Genomic DNA, 17,645 nt, shown 5'->3' on the forward strand with positions numbered 1-17,645 from the left:
CCTGACGCAGCTGTAACGCAGGGAAAGCTGGGACATGCCCAAAAAAATCCCTCTTGAAATTTCAAAAGGGATCGGTGTATTTTATGTTTTAGGGGAAATTATTCAGTTTCTTCCTCGTCTTTGTCTTCTTTCTCCACAGCATCTTTATAATCCGGGTACAAAAACTTATTGTACGGAAAACGGGTTATGTGAATGTGTCTTACCGCTTCGTAAACACGTTCTCTGAATTCTTCGAAATTTTGTTTATTTGTTGCCGAAATAAATAAAGCATTTTGTTCTCCAACCTTATTCATCCACGTCGCTTTCCATTCTTCGAGCGTAAAATGTCTTGGCGTTTTTTCGGTCATTAAATCATCTTCATCAATGGTCAGCGGTTTGTAAGCATCTATTTTATTAAAAACCATAATGACTGGTTTGTCATTGCATTTAATATCCAATAAGGTCTTATTTACCGACTCGATCTGATCTTCAAATTCAGGATGCGAAATATCAACTACATGAAGTAGCAAATCAGCTTCACGAACCTCATCGAGCGTGCTTTTGAACGAATCTACCAATTGTGTTGGCAATTTCCTGATAAATCCTACGGTATCCGAAAGCAAGAAAGGCAGGTTTTTAATAACCACTTTACGAACGGTAGTGTCTAAGGTTGCAAAAAGTTTGTTCTCTACAAAAACGTCACTTTTCCCTACGGCATTCATCAAGGTTGATTTACCAACATTAGTATATCCCACCAAAGCCACACGAACCATAGCGCCACGATTGCCGCGCTGTGTTCCCATTTGCTTGTCGATGCTTTTTATTTTTTCTTTCAATAACGCGATTCTATCGCGAACAATACGTCTGTCTGTTTCAATCTCCGTTTCCCCAGGTCCACGCATTCCAATTCCCCCTTTTTGACGCTCAAGGTGCGTCCACATTCCGGAAAGTCTTGGTAATAAATATTGGCATTGTGCTAATTCTACCTGCGTTCTTGCGTAAGAGGTTTCGGCGCGCTGTGCAAAAATGTCAAGTATAAGGTGTGTTCTGTCCAGAATTTTACATTCCTCAATTAGTTTAGAAATATTTTTTTGCTGTGAAGGCGATAATTCATCATCAAATATCAAGGTAGAAATATCATTTTCTTTTACAAATTGATGAATTTCTTCAATTTTCCCGGTTCCCACAAAAGTCTTGGGATTTGGGCGTTCCATTTTTTGTGAAAAACGTTTTACCACTTTCCCGCCTGCGGTAAAAGTTAAAAACTCTAATTCGTCAAGATATTCGCGCAGTTTCTCTTCACTTTGGTTTTGAGTTACAATACCAACAATAGCTGTTTTTTCGAAATTTATTACTTCTTTTTCTAACATGATTTTAAATAAGCTACAAATTTAATGATTTGTAAGGTACTAACGTTTATTCAAGGTTTTTAAATTAAAGTTAAAAAATTAATAAATAAATTTCACACTGAATCTTAATTCTTAAAAAAGCTGTTCTTACTCGTAGAAATACGTTTTTTCGGTTTTAAGTATTCCGTTTTCTTGGGAAAGAAAATAGGATACAGGATAATTTAAATTGTTGTATTTGTATTTTACATTTCTGCCCATATGATTTGCTGAAGTAGATGTAAAACTCAATTCATTATTATTTGATATGGATTGAAAATCAAATTCTTCTTCATGGAAAGAAATCAGTGGCACAATAATTTTATAGTTTGGACCAAATATGTTCTTCACTATTAATAAATCTGCTGAATTTTTATCATCAAAGGAGTAACTCTTTATTGATTTATCACCCAGAAGTCCTTTGTGTCTGACAATATTATCTTTGCCATACGCGTATTCTGTTTTACTGACAATTTGTTGGTTTCGATCTCTTGAAGAACGTCTCACGATAAGACCATTCTCTACAATATATTCAATATCTTCAACCAAAGTTTCGTGGCTGGTACTTTTTTTTGTGGCTACTTTTACTCGTGCTCCCTCATAACTTATAGTTACCGTTTTGGCAACAAGTTCCCCGCCTTCTTCATATTTTTTAATGAACTTTATCAATTGTTGTTCCTTATCATAAACATAATTTATGACCTCTTTCCAGTTACTTCCTTGTCTTTCTTTGACGCTCATGTCCAATAATCCTTTTTGATTATAAAAAAAACTTTGAGTGACATCAGATGTTTTAATGGATACAAGTTTGCCTTCTTTAATCAGAATGGTTTTGTTTACAATTTCACCGCTTTTTAAATTGCGGAAATTTGTTTTCACAATGTTAATCTGCTTCAACTTAACGGAATTTTCCTGAATTTGGCTTTGTACCAAACAGGGGAAGGCCAGCATAAATAGGGCAATAATGTAGGTTTTCATATGGTATTTATATCAATTTGGGAAGACCAAAATACAAAAATCAACCAAAAAGCAGAATTTTTGCTCCCTAAAACTAACTACTGCAAATAAACTCTCTTACGATTTGGAAATTATGATTTGATTAACAAGTGTTTAACTATGTTTTAAAAATGTTTTTATAGAACTAAAAATCTTACTTATCTATAAATCATCTGCTTGAAAAGCTCCATCCAGAGACAGATTTATCCATAATTTTAAATAAAATTTACATTTGGTGATTTAGATTTTCATTTTAGCTATTAACATTGATTTTTAATTATTTTTACAAGAATTAAATCCAATTTGAATGCATCGGTTTTTGACCCTACTTTTTGCCTTACTATTCCCCATTTTTCTTTTTGGGCAAAATAATTTTGATCCCTTATTAAATGAATTGGATAAAACAGTCGCTGATTACCAATTGTATTCGAATAAAAAAGAGATTGAGATTAACCAACTCAAAGGACTGCTCAAACATACTTCTACCGATCTTCAGAAATATGCCATTTACGGAAAATTGTTTTCGGAATATAAATCGTATCAGTCGGATTCGGCCTTGATTCATGCTCGAAAGAGTTTTCAAATTGCCGAAAAACTAAATGACATTCAAAAGAGTAATACTGCCCGATTAAATCTGGCTTCCATAATGGGAACATTAGGAATGTACAAGGAAGCAACCGACATCCTTACTGCAATCGACATCAATACAACTCCCAATCTGAAAGGTTATTTTTTTACTGTGAACAGCGTGGTTTATGGCTACATGTCTGATTATGCAGCTTCGCTTCAGGAAAAAGAAAAATATATTCTGTTAACCAAGAAGTACCGTGATTCCTCCTTGAATTATTACAAACCGCGATCAAGTGCTTACATTATGGCGCAATCCAGTACGCTTCTTGACGCAGGAAAACATGATGAAACACTGGCTTTATTGTTGAACTATTTCCCAACTATAGCCCACAACAGCAATGACCGAGCAGTTATTGCCTATATTATTTCGCAGGCATATCACCAAAAAAAAGAACCTCAGCAGGAGAAAAAATGGTTGACTATTTCGGCTATATCGGATTTGCAGTTGGCCAAGAAAGAATATATCTCGTTGCGCTCGTTGGCTTTTATAATGTATGAAAACGGGGATATTGACCGCGCCTATAAATACATTAAACGCTCACTCGAAGATGCTCTTTTTTGTAATGCACGTTTACGAACCTATGAAATATCCAAGATGCTGCCCATTATCAACGAGGCCTATCAAAAACAAAATGAAACCAATCGATTTCAGTTGGTGCTATTTCTACTAAGTGCCAGTATATTATCTATATTCTTATTGGCGGTACTTTTTTTGCTTTTTAAGCAAATGAAAAAACTTTCCAAAGCAAAGCAGGATTTAAGTTTGGCCAACACCAAGCTTTCGGAATTGAATACGGAATTAAATACTTTCAATGAAAAATTGAACGATACGAATTATACGCTTACCGAAGCCAATCTTTTGAAGGAAATATACATTGGCCGCTACATGGATCAGTGTTCCGATTACATAGGCAAATTAGACGAATACCGCCGAAAATTGAATGTTATGGCAACGACAGGAAAAATGAATGATTTGATTAGTGCCGTAAAATCGAAACAGTTTATCGAAAATGAGCTTAAGGAATTTCACACTACTTTTGACAAAACCTTCCTGCAACTCTTTCCTGATTTTATCGAAGAATTCAGCGCTTTATTGATTGATGACGAAGCCATACAATTGAAAGAAGGTGAACTGCTGAATACCGAATTAAGAATCTTTGCACTGATTCGTTTGGGTATAAAAGATAGCGCAAAAATTTCAATTTTCCTTCGGTATTCGGTATCCACGATTTACAATTACCGTTCGCAACTCAAAAACAAAGCAGCAGGTCCACGGGAAGAATTTGAAGCAAAAGTTATGCGAATAGGAACTAGTTTAAAATAACCCATTGGGTGAAATTCAAGCTTCTTTTTTTAAACACATAGAAACATAATTTTTATATGTTTCTACCAAGGCGTTTCACTTTATTATAGTAAATCATAGCTTTTTGCACCCAATAATTGGGCTTTCCAAAACTTTTTTTCTATGTTTTGAGCCTGCATTGAGCGAAGCCGAAGTGCGTTTGTTTTTATTTATTTATTTATTTATTTCGAAATTCTTAATTTTAAATAATTAAGGCTATCTGTTTTAAAATAGAAAAAATCTGTTTTTCAAGGAGGTCTTCGGTATTAAAACAATTACAAAAGCCTCTTTTTTATTATAAATCTACCACTTTTTTTAAGCAATAAACTTACATAATAATCAGTTAATCATTTAGTTATGTATTAAAGACAAAAACAAAATCTACTTTTTTAGAATCATAAAAATATGTAGCGTTCAAACCGTTTACTTTTACTTTCTCGAAATTCGAAGTTTGGATTAGAACTTTGGATTTTTCAATAAATCGATTTCGTGGAAACCACCATTTATTACCAAACCTGAAAAACTAATTTATTAAATTCTATTTAAAAAATGAAGCAATTTCTTTTCACAGCCTTACTTTGGCTCGCTTTTTTTAGCCCTGCAAAATCGCAGCAGTTAAAATCACCCAATGGAAAATTTGTAATGGAGTTCTCCTTACAAAATGACGGAACTCCCAGTTATAATTTAAATTACAAAAGCAAAGCAGTTGTAAAACCAAGTAAATTGGGTCTTGAATTAAAAGATGACAAAAAATCGTTGTTAAACGATTTCACTGTTGTTGCTACAAAAACAGCGACTTTTGATGAAAACTGGAAACCAGTTTGGGGAGAAGTAGCTTCAATTCGCAATCATTATAATGAATTGGCAGTTACTTTAAATCAAAAAGAAACCGACAGACAAATCGTTATTCGTTTTCGTTTGTTTGACGACGGTCTTGGATTCCGTTACGAATTTCCTTCGCAAAAAAACCTTACTTATTTTGTCATCAAAGAAGAGAGAACGCAGTTTGCAATGACAGGAGATCATACCGCATTTTGGATTCCTGGAGATTATGATACGCAAGAATATGACTATACCACCTCAAAATTATCTGAAATCAGAGGACTGAGTGAAAAAGCAAAAACAGCCAATGTATCCCAAACTTCTTTTTCTACAACAGGAGTTCAAACAGCGCTTATGCTAAAAACAACGGACGGATTGTATATCAATTTGCATGAAGCGGCTTTGATTAATTACTCTTGTATGCATTTGAATCTGGATGACAAGAATATGATATTCGAATCCTGGTTGACACCAGATGCAAAAGGTGACAAAGGATATATGCAGGCTCCAAGTCATTCGCCTTGGCGTACGATTATTATTAGTGATGACGCAAGAGAAATTTTGGCTTCAAAAATGACACTAAACTTGAATGACCCTAGCAAAATTGAAGATACGTCATGGATAAAACCAGTTAAATATGTAGGTGTTTGGTGGGAAATGATTACAGGAAAAAGCTCATGGGCGTACACCGATGACTTTCCTACGGTACAACTTGGAATTAGTGATTTTTCGAAAGCAAAACCAAATGGAAAACACGGTGCTACCACCGCCAACGTGAAGAAATATATTGATTTTGCAGCCAAAAACGGTTTTGATGCGGTTTTGGTCGAAGGCTGGAATGAAGGCTGGGAAGACTGGTTTGGTCACTCCAAAGATTATGTTTTTGATTTCCTGACTCCGTATCCGGATTTTGATGTCAAAGGATTGCATGAATATGCCAAATCAAAAGGAATTAAAATGATTATGCACCATGAAACTTCAGGTTCTGTCCGTAATTACGAACGTCATTTGGATAAAGCGTACCAATTCATGAAAGACAATGGATACGATGCCGTAAAAAGTGGATATGTTGGTTCTATCATTGAAAATGGAGGAAATCATTATAACCAATTTATGAATAACCATTATCAATATGCCATCGAAAAAGCTGCCGACTATAAAATTATGGTCAATGCGCATGAAGCTGTTCGCCCAACGGGAATTTGCAGAACGTATCCAAATTTAATTGGTAACGAAGCCGCAAGAGGAACAGAATATCAGTCCTTTGGCGGATCTAAACCCAATCATGTAACGGTATTGCCATTTACCCGTTTAGTGGGAGGACCGATGGATTATACTCCTGGTATTTTTGAAATGGATTTATCAAAATTGAAGCCTGATAATCATTCACACGTAAATAGCACGCTAGCGAATCAACTGGCTTTATATGTTACAATGTACAGTCCGTTACAAATGGCAGCCGATTTACCCGAAAATTATGACCGTTTTGCAGATGCATTTCAGTTTATCAAAGATGTAGCCATAGATTGGACTGACAGTAAATACCTTGAAGCAGAACCAGGACAATATGTTACCGTTGCGCGTAAAGCAAAAGTGACTAACAATTGGTTTATTGGTAATGTAAATGGAGACAATTCTCGTACCTCAACGATCAAATTTGATTTCTTGGAAAAAGGAAAAAAATATATTGCTACGATTTATGCAGATGCCAAGGATGCACATTATAAAACCAATCCGCAAGCCTATACAATTCGTAAAATGACGGTAACCAACAAATCAAAACTGGCACAGTTGAGTGCTCCGGGCGGAGGTTATGCGATCAGCATAATTGAAATTAAAAAATAATTGATTCTAGAAATAGAAAAAGGCTGTCCGAAAGACAGCCTTTTTTGTTTTTATAAAAGTCAAGAACTAGTTTACTTTGATCAAATTAACGTCAAAAACAAGTACTGAACCTCCAGGAATAGGGCCACTGTCATTACTTCCATAACCTAAGCGAGCCGGAATTAAAAGAATACCACTTCCTCCTGCTTTAAAATAAGGAATTCCTTCTGTCCAACCTTTTATCACTTGATTCAAACCGAAAGAAATTCCTTCCGCTTTGCTTTGGTCAAAAACATTTCCGTTAGTAAAATAACCTTTGTAAGCCACTGTTACGTTAGACGTTGCTGTAGGTTGTGCTCCTGTACCGGCTTCATTAACCACATAATACAAACCTGAATCGCTTTTTTGAGCGGTTAATTTATTTTTGGCAATATAATCAACAATTTCTTTTTCATTTTGAACGGTGTAATCAACCGGTTTAGATGTTCCACCATCTGATAAGCAAGAAACAAATAGTATAGAAACTAATGCTAGTAAAATAGATTTCATAAATTTTAATTTAATTTGTAAGGGTGCAAATATATAAAATACACGCTACATAAATTCTATTTTTTTCTGTTATGTGGTCAACATTAATTTCCAAAAACCTGAACATCATCTACTTGAAAAGCACCGTCCAAAGCCAGGTTCCTCCCGGAACCTATATATTTAAAAGCAATATTAATTTTACCTTTATAAGAAGATAAATCTACTGCGCCACTACCTACAAATTGATACCAAGGCGTGGCTTGTTTAGGTAATTTTGCCAAAACGCGAACCCAAGTTGCGGTTGCCACATTCAATCCGTCAAAATTGGTCGAAACATAAACTTCTAAAGAATTTAGTGCAGAGTCAACGTCTAAATGATGTTGTGCAGCTCTGAAAGTTAACATTTCATTAGTTTGTTTGTCCATATCTATTTTTGGAGATATTAACCAAGCCTCATTTGAAACTACTTTTGCGCCTGAAATATTAAATTCGGCATACCCGTTTCCGGAATATACGGTGCCTTTCCAAGAAAGCGCTCCCTTTTGAACAATATTTGCCCAGCCCGGAAGACTCAGGTTTGATTTATCGACCACTGTTTCAAAATCTTGAGAGAAAAAAGGAACTGCTCTGGTTCCAGTCATAACCACATCTTTCTCGGAGCGCGGTAATAGTTGATAATCAGTTCCATATTTTGTTAGGATCCCTCTTACTTTTCCGCTTCCATTTGGAACTAAACTACTCGAAAAATCAGCAAAACTACTGGTTCTAAAATACACCTGATTACCTAATTTGTCCATCAAACCCCAATTGGTTGCGCCACCTACATTATTCGTTTCCTCAAAATAATGGCGACCAACAGCATCCGCCGTAAACTGAACATCAGACAATTCAACCAACGTATTCAAATTAGAATCGTTCAATAATTCTTCCATCGAGATTAATCGTACAAGAAGCTCCTCCTTTAAGTTTGTGCAAGAAGCATTCAATACTTTTTTATAGTCATTTTGGGAAAGTCGTCCCACTCCACCTTCATTGTAAGAATTGACAAAAATGCTGCCTATTCGCATCCCTCCAAACGAAATATCGGTGTATTGGTCTTTTAGTTTTACATACACTTTGTTGCCTAATCTGTAATCAATATACAAGTTTGTAGCATCCACAGGAACACTAAAACCTATGGCAGGTTTTGTGGCTGTTGCCAAAGTCTGAAAAGAAATCGACTTGAAAAAGTTCCCCGATTCATCACTGGAAACCACATAAGCTTCAATAATATCGTCATACTTGTATTGGTTTACGATTGCATTAGCATTGGTTCGAACTTCGGCAACGGTTTGGTTTACGGTCAAATCCGGTTGCGTACAGCTTAGTTTAGGAACATCAAAGGCATCATTTACACAACTTGCAAAAAGGATGGCAATTGCTATAGAAAAGAACAAGGAAGTGAAAATTAGTTTCATAGATGACTATTTATTGTTAAAAATGATTTGTATAATTGGCGGCTTATATGACCTTATATTTCTTGTATGGTTAAACTATTTTAGTCGTTTTTTGAACCGTATTAGGTCCTATAAATTTCAGAATATATTAATTGTTTGTATTCATAGCGTAATACGTTTTTATCTAAAAATTGATTGCGAGATTAACGAAATAGGTTCTTCCGTACCCGTAAAAATATTTGTTTCCAAATGATGGTGTTCCACTGGAAACATCCTGATTCCGTTGCCTGAAATTGGCATTTCTTGCTTGTTCGTAACCACCTGTTTTGTAAGTAACATCAAGCACATTATTGATGCTGACAAAAAGCCCAACATTCTTTCCATAGATTCTCCACGATTTCCCGCCCGTAAGATTCAGCAAAGTCGTGGGATCAAATTTTTCCTGTTGCAATAATTCCTTAGCTCGTTCTTCTGTAGCTTCAGGAAAAGGAAATCCACTGGCGGGGTTGGTGTAAAAATAATCCGTTCTGGCAATGGGAGAAACATCAATATAACTGTTTGCTAAATAATTTATATTTGCTCCAATCCACCAAAATTTCGGATCCCGATATTCAATTCCTAAAGCAAAGGCTTGTTGTGGCATTCCTGCCTGTTTGTAATTTTTCAATAATGCCGTTCCAAAATCAAAAACAGGATTCGTGTTTTCTATTGAAGCTTCGGCATCATTGGTCACCATTACATCTGGATTACTGTCATACGTATATTCTCCAAAAGCAGCAGAAAAAGTAGTTTTCAACGTCGGGTTTATCTGATATTCCAGACTCAGTTCGGCACCAAAATTCTTCTTGTTCAAATGCATCAGTGTCTGACTCACAAATGCGCTGGTATTATTGTATCCCGCACCATCATCAAAAATTCCTTCAGCATAAAAGAAAGAAGTTTGTGTAGCATTTTTTATCAAGGTGTAATAAGCGGTAAGACGAGCTTTGAAAATGGGAGAATGAAAAATATAACTGGCGTCTAAACTGCTGATGTTTTCACTTTCCAGTCCATCTATGATCAAGTTATTCAATCTCGCATTAGGAAAAGTGTTCCGGATTGTTGGGGCTTTGGTCAAATGCGCTCCATTAAAAATCAATAGCTTTTTACCAGATATTTTAAAGGTAATTCCTCCCTTGAAACCAAAATTTTCAAATAATACTTTTTTGCTTTTACCAAGAGAATTAGTTTCATAAATTCCATTCTTAAACAAGCCTTCTCTTTGGTAATTGGTACTGGAGAAATTTTGTGCCAGATAAAATTCTACTTTGTTGTACGAAAATTTAAATTGAGTAAACGCATCGAGTGTATTGGCCAGATAATTATAGTTATAACCGTATTCATCCCCCACAACCACTTGCCTGTTTGGATTATTCAAATCCGACTGGGACTGGTTTCCAGTATAAAACCCGTCAATATCATCAAAATACAAACCTCCCAATAAATCCAAAACCTTTTGGTAATTGCGTGATTTCAACTTTCTAAAAGAGGCTCCCGCATTCAAGAAAACAGTCTCATTCAACTGGGTGTTGAATATAGAAGTTGCAACAATAGTTTTATCATCGTTGCGGTCTTCGTACAAAACATACTTGCTTTTGGCGGGTTCGTATCCTGAAATTATTCCATTCGCATCTGCAATCGGGTTTTGATTGGCTTGGTACATCGCATTCCAATCGATTTGCTGATTGGCTAAAAACAACACTTTGCTTTTCTCGGCATTCTCTAAATCCGGCGTGAATTCTCCTGAAAACTCGCCATTATCTTTCGCAAATAACGAACTGTAATAACTCGGCATTTTTCTATAATATGTTGGGTCCGGACTATTGGCGTTTTGGTAATCCAAGTTTGAGTTTCCTATTTTTCCAAATTGATACATTAAACTGGAGTTCAAATTAGTATGATCATTTATTTTAAAATAATGATTTAACATCACAATCGGTTCTTCGATGGTTTTCATTCTGGCATTTCTCTTTTTTCCATCTTGGAAACCCCAATATGAATTGTATATTTCGCTTGTTAATTCCGTGATTTCGGCAGTATTGGGAGAGTTTTTCCCTCTCGAATTCGGCGTGTAAAAAGCCGTTATATTTAGGGAATGGGAATCGTTTAATTTTTTTTCGAGACTTAAAAAAGCGGAATTGGCATCGTAATTTGTTCCTTCAAAATAGCCTTCGGTCGCCAGACGTTTTCCTGCCGAAATAACAAATGCCCAACCTTTATTATTCATTCCCGAAGCATAGGTTCCCATCATGCGCCAACTGTAATTAGTATTGGTACCCGAAAATGAAATACGGGAACCGGGTCTGTAAATGGAAGCGCGGGTATTGATTTCCTGAGTGCCTAATATTCCGCCAAAAGTATAATCGGAAGGAGCCGTACCTACGGAAAATTCCTGATTTCGTGTTGCATCGTTGAGTCCGCCCCAGTCGCCCCACTGCGGCCGTCCATCATATAATTTATTCATCACAACGCCATTAATCATCATCTTAGAATGCTCGCTGTCTAATCCCCGAATCCTGAATCGGGCCTGACCCCAATTGAAAGCGGCTGCTTGTTGAAAAGCATCTCTAGAGGATTGCAAAAGTCCGGACGTATTTTCGGAACCGCTATTGTCATCACTAAAGTCACTTTCAGTAAGTGCAATTAAACTGCCTTGTTGTTCTATCGATTGGTCTTCCTCTAAAGCTATTGTTCCCAGATCCAACATTTGTCCCGCAAGTAAATCCACCGGATACAAAGCATCTTTAAAACCTTGGCTATGAATGAGGATTAAAAAATTGCCGGCGGGTACAGTATCAAATTTGAAAGTCCCTGCCGTATTTGTGAGTTCCATCAAATTGGTGTTTTGAATGGTAACAACAACTAAACCCAATGGGTTTTGGGTTTTAGCATCGATAACCTTACCGAAAAGTCCCGTTTGCTGCTGAGCAAAAGCAAATTTCATCTGTATTATAAAGAAAAGCACGAGGTAAAATTTGCTCATAAATAGTATCTTGTTGATATAAATGCAATTGAAATTTCCCTTTAAATGAAAATATTGGTTTATTTTTTTGAATAAAAACCATAGTAATAGCTTTCCAAATAGGAGATAAAGGGTAAAAGTTAATGGAAAATGATTTTTGGAAAAGTGTGGTATTTAAAATCCTAAACAAACATCAAATAGCTGATTATTTGGATTCTAGGGATAAAAATAAGAAAAAAACTATAAGCATATATATTTTTAGTAAAATAATTCTCATAAAAAAAACCGATTCGGTTAAAAACGATTCGGTTTTTTTAAAATATAGTCTAAAAAACAGGTACAATTTATTGAATGGCCTTGATTCTGGAAACCATAAATGCAATCAAAACTCCAAAAACACCTATGAAAGCAAATGAAAATCGCAGACCAAATAATTCAGCAATGTATCCAATTACAGGTGGTCCCATCAAAAATCCAAGAAAACTTACGCTTGAAACTATGGTTAACGCTTCTCCGGGAGGAACTGTTGGGTTTTTACCCGCAATACTGTAAATCGTAGGAACAATGGTGGAAACTCCCAGTCCGACAAACATGAATGCAATAGTAGACGGAATTAAAAACGGAAAAAATACCGAGGTAAAAAGTCCCGTTGAAATCATAATTCCGCTGATTTGCATTACCGTTTTTCTTCCAAATTTATGAATCAAACCATCGCCAAAAAATCGTCCTCCAGCCATCATAATCATGAACGAGGTATATCCTAAAATCACTAATGGTCCCGGTGCTTTGACAACATCTTTGAAATAAACACCGCTCCAATCAAACATCACGCCCTCGCTTGCCATACAGCAAAAACCAATTATACCTAACCAAATCAAAGCACTGTCGGGTTTTGAGAATAATTTTTTCTTTTCGGTTTTGATTGTTTCCTTAGCTTTTATCAAAAATTTAAAATTAAAAACCATCAACAAAAGAACGATTCCGCCAACAGTCACAAAATGAACTAAGGGTGTTAGTTTTAATGCCAACATTCCTATGCCCACCAAAGCACCTATAAAACCAGCTAAACTCCACATCCCGTGAAAAGAAGACATAATTGTTTTTTTAAAAAGCTCTTCGGTGTAAACGCCTTGTGTATTTACGGCAATATTGGCCAAGTTACCAAAGATTCCGAAAAATAATAATCCAAGGGAAAGCTGCCAGGAAGCCGCAGCCAAACCTAAATTTGCCAAACTAAAAACATAAAATAACAAGGAAAAAATAAGGATGCGGTGGCTCCCAAAACGGGTCACTAATTTTCCTGAAAAAGGCATAATAATCAATTGTCCCAGCGGAATTGCGAATAAAATAGTCCCTAATTCGCCTGATCCTAAATGCAATTCGGTTTTAATGTCTGGAATCCTGCTAGCCCAAGTGGCAAAACACAATCCCATACCAAAATAAAACATCGAAACGGCCCAACGAATTCGGTTCAAATAAGAAAGCTTCGCATTTTTATAGGTTTTCTTGTATTTTGCTTTGGTCTTAAAGCGAGATATAAAATTTAAATCAATCAAGTGAAGTTCGTTTTGAAATTAATTTTTCAAAATTACAAAAAGCAACTGTTCATATTGTCTAAAGAAACTAATTGTCCACAATTACATCGTTATTGTTTATAAAAAGTAATCACCGCGAATTCGCCAATTGCATGAATACTAAAAAAAATTAGCGAATTTGCGGTTAATTTTATAAGTCAATCACTTTCTTCTGTGCACTACTTTGAATCGCGGCTTCAATAATTTGCATGACATGAATTCCATCTTGTGCTGTTACAGGTTCCGGCTGATTATTCGAAATGGAATTGTAAACTCCGTCAAAAAAATCGTAGTAGTTCCCTTGAAGTGTTAGTACATTTTCCTTTAACATATCTGTATCAAACTCCGTATGAAGCAAGCCTTCTTTACTCTTAGCTTCTGTTCCCCAATCCTCTAAATTAGGTTTTTTTCCCAATTTTAAATCATCTTCCTGCACATCGCCACGTGATTTGAGGAAAGATCCTTTTTTGCCGTGAATCACATACGCCGGATTTGCTTCTCTGATAAAAAATCCCGCTTTCAATCGGACCCTAAAATCAGGATAATACAATAAAATATCGATCCAATCGTCTACTAAAGAATGTTCTCTAGTAATTCTGATATCGGCAAAAACAGCTTGTGGCAAACCAAACAAAAACAATGCCTGATCAATTAAATGTGGGCCTAAATCCTTCAGGATTCCAGCTCCGGAATTAGCGGTTTCTTTGTGTGCTTTTGGGCTTAAAAGCGGATTGTAACGGTCAAAATGAAATTCGGCTTCCACGATGTCCCCTAGGACTTTGTCTGAAACTATTTTCTGAACAGTTTTGAAATCACTGTCCCATCTCCTATTTTGGAAAACGGCCAGTTTCACTCCTCTTTCTTTTGCCAATGCCGCTAATTCCTGCGCTTGGGCAACGGTTGTGGTAAATGCTTTTTCGACAATGGCATGTTTTCCGGCAAGCAATACTTTTTTAGCATATTCATAATGGGTTTCCACAGGCGTATTTACGATGACCAAATCTACATCGTCCTCAAGCAGCGCCTCCATTGCGAAATAACTTTTAACGGATGGATAATCCTCACGTATCAGTTTTTTAGTCCTTTCCCAGGAACCTACCAGTTCAAATCCGGGGTGAAACGATATAAACGGAGCGTGGAATACTTTTCCGGACATTCCGTAGGAAAGTAAAGCCGTTCTTATTTTTTGCATGGTATTGTTTTCAGATTATTGGCGTGTTCTTTTTAAACATATAAGTCATATAAGCTTTTAAAAGGAATAGACTTTAGAAGTTCTACTCACCTCTTTCTTTTCAAAACACAGAATGATACTTGTTCTTTTAAACATATAAGTCATATAAGAAATCTGACATACTTACTTAATACTGTTTTAAATTATCCAAAAGTAAAATTAGTATGACCTTATGCGGTTTCAAAAATTTATCTCCTTAAAAGTAAAACTTATATGACTTATATGTTTAAAAATCAAAATCTTACTTTTTAGCTCTTTCATATTGTTTTGGCCATTGAATTTCTGCGTCTAAATCATGGGCAAATGTCAACCCTAAATTCGGATTTCTTAGCGATTCTCTGGCAAACAAGACCAAATCCGCTTTACCTGAAGCAATGATTTCTTCTGCCTGAGTGGCTTCGGTGATTAACCCTACTGCGCCAGTACTGATTCCAACTTCTTTTTTAATTTGTTCTGCAAAAGGCACTTGGTAATTTGGTCCCAACGGAATTTGTTGATACGATACTGCTCCGCCTGAAGAAACATCGATTAAATCCACCCCTTTTTCTTTTAGTATTTTCGAAAGCTGTACTGATTCTTCAATATTCCATCCGCCTTCAGCCCAGTCTGTAGCTGAAATTCTGATAAATAAAGGCAACTCTTTTGTCCACTCCGATTGTACGGCTTCCACCACTTCCAGAGTCAATCGGATTCGGTTCTCGAAACTCCCTCCGTATTCATCGGTTCTAAAATTGGACAAAGGCGAAAGAAACTGATGTAATAAATAACCGTGAGCCGCATGAATTTCCATAACCTGAAAACCCGCTTGCACCGCTCTTTTGGTAGCCGATGAAAAATCAGAAACTACTTTTTGGATTCCAGATTTATCAAGTGCTATGGGTGGTTTTTCATTTTCATAATACCCTACAGCACTTGGAGCAACGGTGTCCCATCCTCCTAGAGCTGCATCTATTTTTCTACCGCCTTCCCATGGCGACGCTGAACTGGCTTTTCTTCCGGCATGCGCCAATTGTATTCCGGGAACTGCATTTTGACTGAGAATAAAATGATTGATAATTTTCATCTTATCCATCTGTTCGTCTTTCCAAAGCCCTAAATCTCCGGGAGAAATTCTGCCTTCAGGAGAAACTGAAGTCGCTTCCTGAATTATCAATCCCGCACCACCACTGGCACGGCTGCCTAAGTGTACCAGATGCCAGTCATTGGCAAAACCATCTGTTGCTGAATATTGGCACATTGGAGAAATAACAATTCTATTTTTAAGTGTAATGTTTTTTATTTGAAGAGGGGAAAATAATTTTGAGGACATAAAGTTGTTTTTAAAGTGAGGATAACGAAAAATATTCGTTTCAAAAAAGTAAAGTTAAGGTACACGGAAGAAAGTAAAAATTGAAATTCTATTAATTAACAAACATTTAAAACGCTATGGAACAATTATTGTAAATTAAACAAATAGAAAACCTTACTTTTGTACGTTGTAAAAGAACTAAAATTAAAAAATGGATATATTTATAAAGCTTTCTCAATTTTTATTGAGCTTATCATTACTTATCATACTTCACGAATTAGGACATTTTATTCCTGCAAAATTATTCAAAACCAGAGTCGAAAAATTTTACTTGTTTTTTGACGTTAAATATTCCCTTCTAAAAAAGAAAATTGGCGAAACCGAATACGGTATTGGTTGGTTGCCTCTGGGCGGTTATGTGAAAATTTCGGGGATGATCGACGAAAGCATGGACAAAGAACAAATGGCTTTGCCTCCGCAACCTTGGGAATTTCGTTCTAAACCGGCTTGGCAACGTTTGATTATCATGCTTGGCGGTGTAACCGTGAATTTCATTTTAGCCTTTATTATTTATATCGGAATGGCATTTGCTTATGGCGATATTTATATTGCCAATGCAGATTTGAAAGACGGTCTTTTGATTGAGAATAAAGCCATGCAAAATGCAGGTTTCCAAACTGGAGATAAAATCTTAGCGGTAGATGGTGAAAAGATCGCCAAATTTGATAATGATATCAGTGCAAAAGTCGTGATGGGCAAGCAGGTTCTTATTGAAAGAAACGGAGTCCAACAAGAAATAAAAATGCCGAATGATTTCGTGGATCAATTGTCAAAAGTTGAAAAAGCACCAATCGTAGGTATTAGAATGCCGTTTGTTATTGGAGCTGTTGCCCCTGAATCTAAAAACACTGCTTTGCAACCGAAAGATATTTTTATTTCCCTTAATGGCGAAAAAACGAAATACCTTGATGAGGCAAAAGTTGTTTTAGAAAAAAACAAAAACAAAACTATTCAAGCCACTATTATCAGAAATCAAAAGGAAGAGCACATTAACGTTGTAGTTTCCAAAGAAGGAACCCTAGGAGTACAATTAGGTGGATTAGGAATGGCTTCACTTGAAAAATTAGGATACTATAAAGTGAGCAAACAAGAATTTAGCTTCTTTGAATCTATTCCGTTTGGAATTACAAAAGGTAAAAACCAATTGGTCGGTTACGGAAAACAATTAAAAATGATTTTCAGTCCAAGTACCGGTGCTTACAAACAAGTGGGTGGTTTTAAAGCCATATTTGATATTTTCCCTAGTAATTGGAGCTGGGAAACCTTTTGGTCAATTACGGCAATCTTATCAATAATGCTTGGAGTAATGAACTTATTACCCATTCCTGCACTCGATGGAGGTCATGTAATGTTTTTATTATATGAGATCATCAGCGGTAAAAAACCAAGTGATAAATTCCTAGAGAATGCGCAAATGGTTGGTTTCGTATTACTTATAACACTGTTGTTATTTGCTAATGGAAATGACATTTACAAGGCAATTGTAGGGAAGTAAAAAAAATTAAAAAAAATTCGATTTTAATTTGCACAAACCAAATGATAGCCTATC

At 36.0% G+C, this 17,645-nt stretch carries 11 protein-coding genes; 3 read left to right on the forward strand and 8 right to left on the reverse strand.

What is annotated here, in order from left to right; genetic code table 11:
* Positions 1-98: 98 nt before the first annotated feature.
* The gene (gene hflX, locus ACFX5E_RS09600) at positions 99-1,349 is read right to left on the reverse strand and encodes a GTPase HflX (RefSeq protein WP_379854982.1); all 1,251 of its coding nucleotides are present in this window, start codon (positions 1,347-1,349) and stop codon (positions 99-101) included.
* 126 nt (positions 1,350-1,475) lie between these two features.
* Positions 1,476-2,342 carry a hypothetical protein gene (locus ACFX5E_RS09605; RefSeq protein ID WP_379854983.1) on the reverse strand — a complete coding sequence of 289 codons (867 nt, stop codon included), beginning with the start codon at positions 2,340-2,342 and terminating at the stop codon, positions 1,476-1,478.
* 325 nt (positions 2,343-2,667) lie between these two features.
* Between ACFX5E_RS09605 and ACFX5E_RS09610 the strand changes: the two genes are divergently transcribed.
* The gene (locus ACFX5E_RS09610) at positions 2,668-4,314 is read left to right on the forward strand and encodes a DUF6377 domain-containing protein (RefSeq protein ID WP_379854984.1); all 1,647 of its coding nucleotides are present in this window, start codon (positions 2,668-2,670) and stop codon (positions 4,312-4,314) included.
* Positions 4,315-4,881: 567 nt separating this feature from the next.
* Positions 4,882-6,999: a glycoside hydrolase family 97 protein gene (locus ACFX5E_RS09615; protein WP_379854985.1), complete on the forward strand. Its 2,118-nt coding sequence runs from the start codon at positions 4,882-4,884 to the stop codon at positions 6,997-6,999.
* A gap of 66 nt (positions 7,000-7,065) precedes the next feature.
* Here ACFX5E_RS09615 and ACFX5E_RS09620 read toward each other — a convergent pair whose 3' ends face one another.
* From ACFX5E_RS09620 to ACFX5E_RS09645, 6 genes are all read right to left on the reverse strand, one after another.
* Positions 7,066-7,527, reverse strand: coding sequence for an FKBP-type peptidyl-prolyl cis-trans isomerase (locus ACFX5E_RS09620; protein ID WP_379854986.1), 462 nt, complete (start codon positions 7,525-7,527; stop codon positions 7,066-7,068).
* Positions 7,528-7,610: 83 nt separating this feature from the next.
* Complete coding sequence (locus tag ACFX5E_RS09625) at positions 7,611-8,963, reverse strand: DUF5689 domain-containing protein (protein ID WP_379854987.1); 1,353 nt, start codon at positions 8,961-8,963, stop codon at positions 7,611-7,613.
* A 163-nt stretch (positions 8,964-9,126) separates the two neighbouring features.
* A complete protein-coding gene (locus ACFX5E_RS09630) occupies positions 9,127-11,964 on the reverse strand; it encodes a carboxypeptidase-like regulatory domain-containing protein (protein WP_379854988.1) in 2,838 nt (945 codons plus the stop codon).
* A gap of 323 nt (positions 11,965-12,287) precedes the next feature.
* Positions 12,288-13,499, reverse strand: coding sequence for an MFS transporter (locus tag ACFX5E_RS09635; RefSeq protein ID WP_379854989.1), 1,212 nt, complete (start codon positions 13,497-13,499; stop codon positions 12,288-12,290).
* A gap of 169 nt (positions 13,500-13,668) precedes the next feature.
* On the reverse strand, positions 13,669-14,709 hold the full coding sequence (locus ACFX5E_RS09640; RefSeq protein ID WP_379854990.1) for a Gfo/Idh/MocA family oxidoreductase: 1,041 nt from the start codon (positions 14,707-14,709) through the stop codon (positions 13,669-13,671).
* Between the two features lie 280 nt (positions 14,710-14,989).
* The gene (locus ACFX5E_RS09645) at positions 14,990-16,057 is read right to left on the reverse strand and encodes an NADH:flavin oxidoreductase/NADH oxidase (RefSeq protein WP_379854991.1); all 1,068 of its coding nucleotides are present in this window, start codon (positions 16,055-16,057) and stop codon (positions 14,990-14,992) included.
* Between the two features lie 190 nt (positions 16,058-16,247).
* On the opposite strand from ACFX5E_RS09645, the gene rseP reads away from it, so the two are divergent.
* Positions 16,248-17,591, forward strand: coding sequence for an RIP metalloprotease RseP (rseP, locus tag ACFX5E_RS09650; protein WP_379854992.1), 1,344 nt, complete (start codon positions 16,248-16,250; stop codon positions 17,589-17,591).
* Positions 17,592-17,645: the final 54 nt, after the last annotated feature.

Source organism: Flavobacterium xylosi, assembly GCF_042787345.1.
In the GTDB taxonomy this organism is placed as follows: Bacteria; Bacteroidota; Bacteroidia; order Flavobacteriales; family Flavobacteriaceae; genus Flavobacterium; species Flavobacterium xylosi.

Excerpts from the sequence above, each read along its gene's own strand:
- hflX (WP_379854982.1), bottom strand. The coding sequence starts at position 1,349 with ATGTTAGAAAAAGAAGTAATAAATTTCGAAAAAACAGCTATTGTTGGT.
- ACFX5E_RS09605 (WP_379854983.1), bottom strand. The coding sequence starts at position 2,342 with ATGAAAACCTACATTATTGCCCTATTTATGCTGGCCTTCCCCTGTTTG.
- ACFX5E_RS09610 (WP_379854984.1), top strand. The coding sequence starts at position 2,668 with ATGCATCGGTTTTTGACCCTACTTTTTGCCTTACTATTCCCCATTTTT.
- ACFX5E_RS09615 (WP_379854985.1), top strand. The coding sequence starts at position 4,882 with ATGAAGCAATTTCTTTTCACAGCCTTACTTTGGCTCGCTTTTTTTAGC.
- ACFX5E_RS09620 (WP_379854986.1), bottom strand. The coding sequence starts at position 7,527 with ATGAAATCTATTTTACTAGCATTAGTTTCTATACTATTTGTTTCTTGC.
- ACFX5E_RS09625 (WP_379854987.1), bottom strand. The coding sequence starts at position 8,963 with ATGAAACTAATTTTCACTTCCTTGTTCTTTTCTATAGCAATTGCCATC.
- ACFX5E_RS09630 (WP_379854988.1), bottom strand. The coding sequence starts at position 11,964 with ATGAGCAAATTTTACCTCGTGCTTTTCTTTATAATACAGATGAAATTT.
- ACFX5E_RS09640 (WP_379854990.1), bottom strand. The coding sequence starts at position 14,709 with ATGCAAAAAATAAGAACGGCTTTACTTTCCTACGGAATGTCCGGAAAA.
- ACFX5E_RS09645 (WP_379854991.1), bottom strand. The coding sequence starts at position 16,057 with ATGTCCTCAAAATTATTTTCCCCTCTTCAAATAAAAAACATTACACTT.
- rseP (WP_379854992.1), top strand. The coding sequence starts at position 16,248 with ATGGATATATTTATAAAGCTTTCTCAATTTTTATTGAGCTTATCATTA.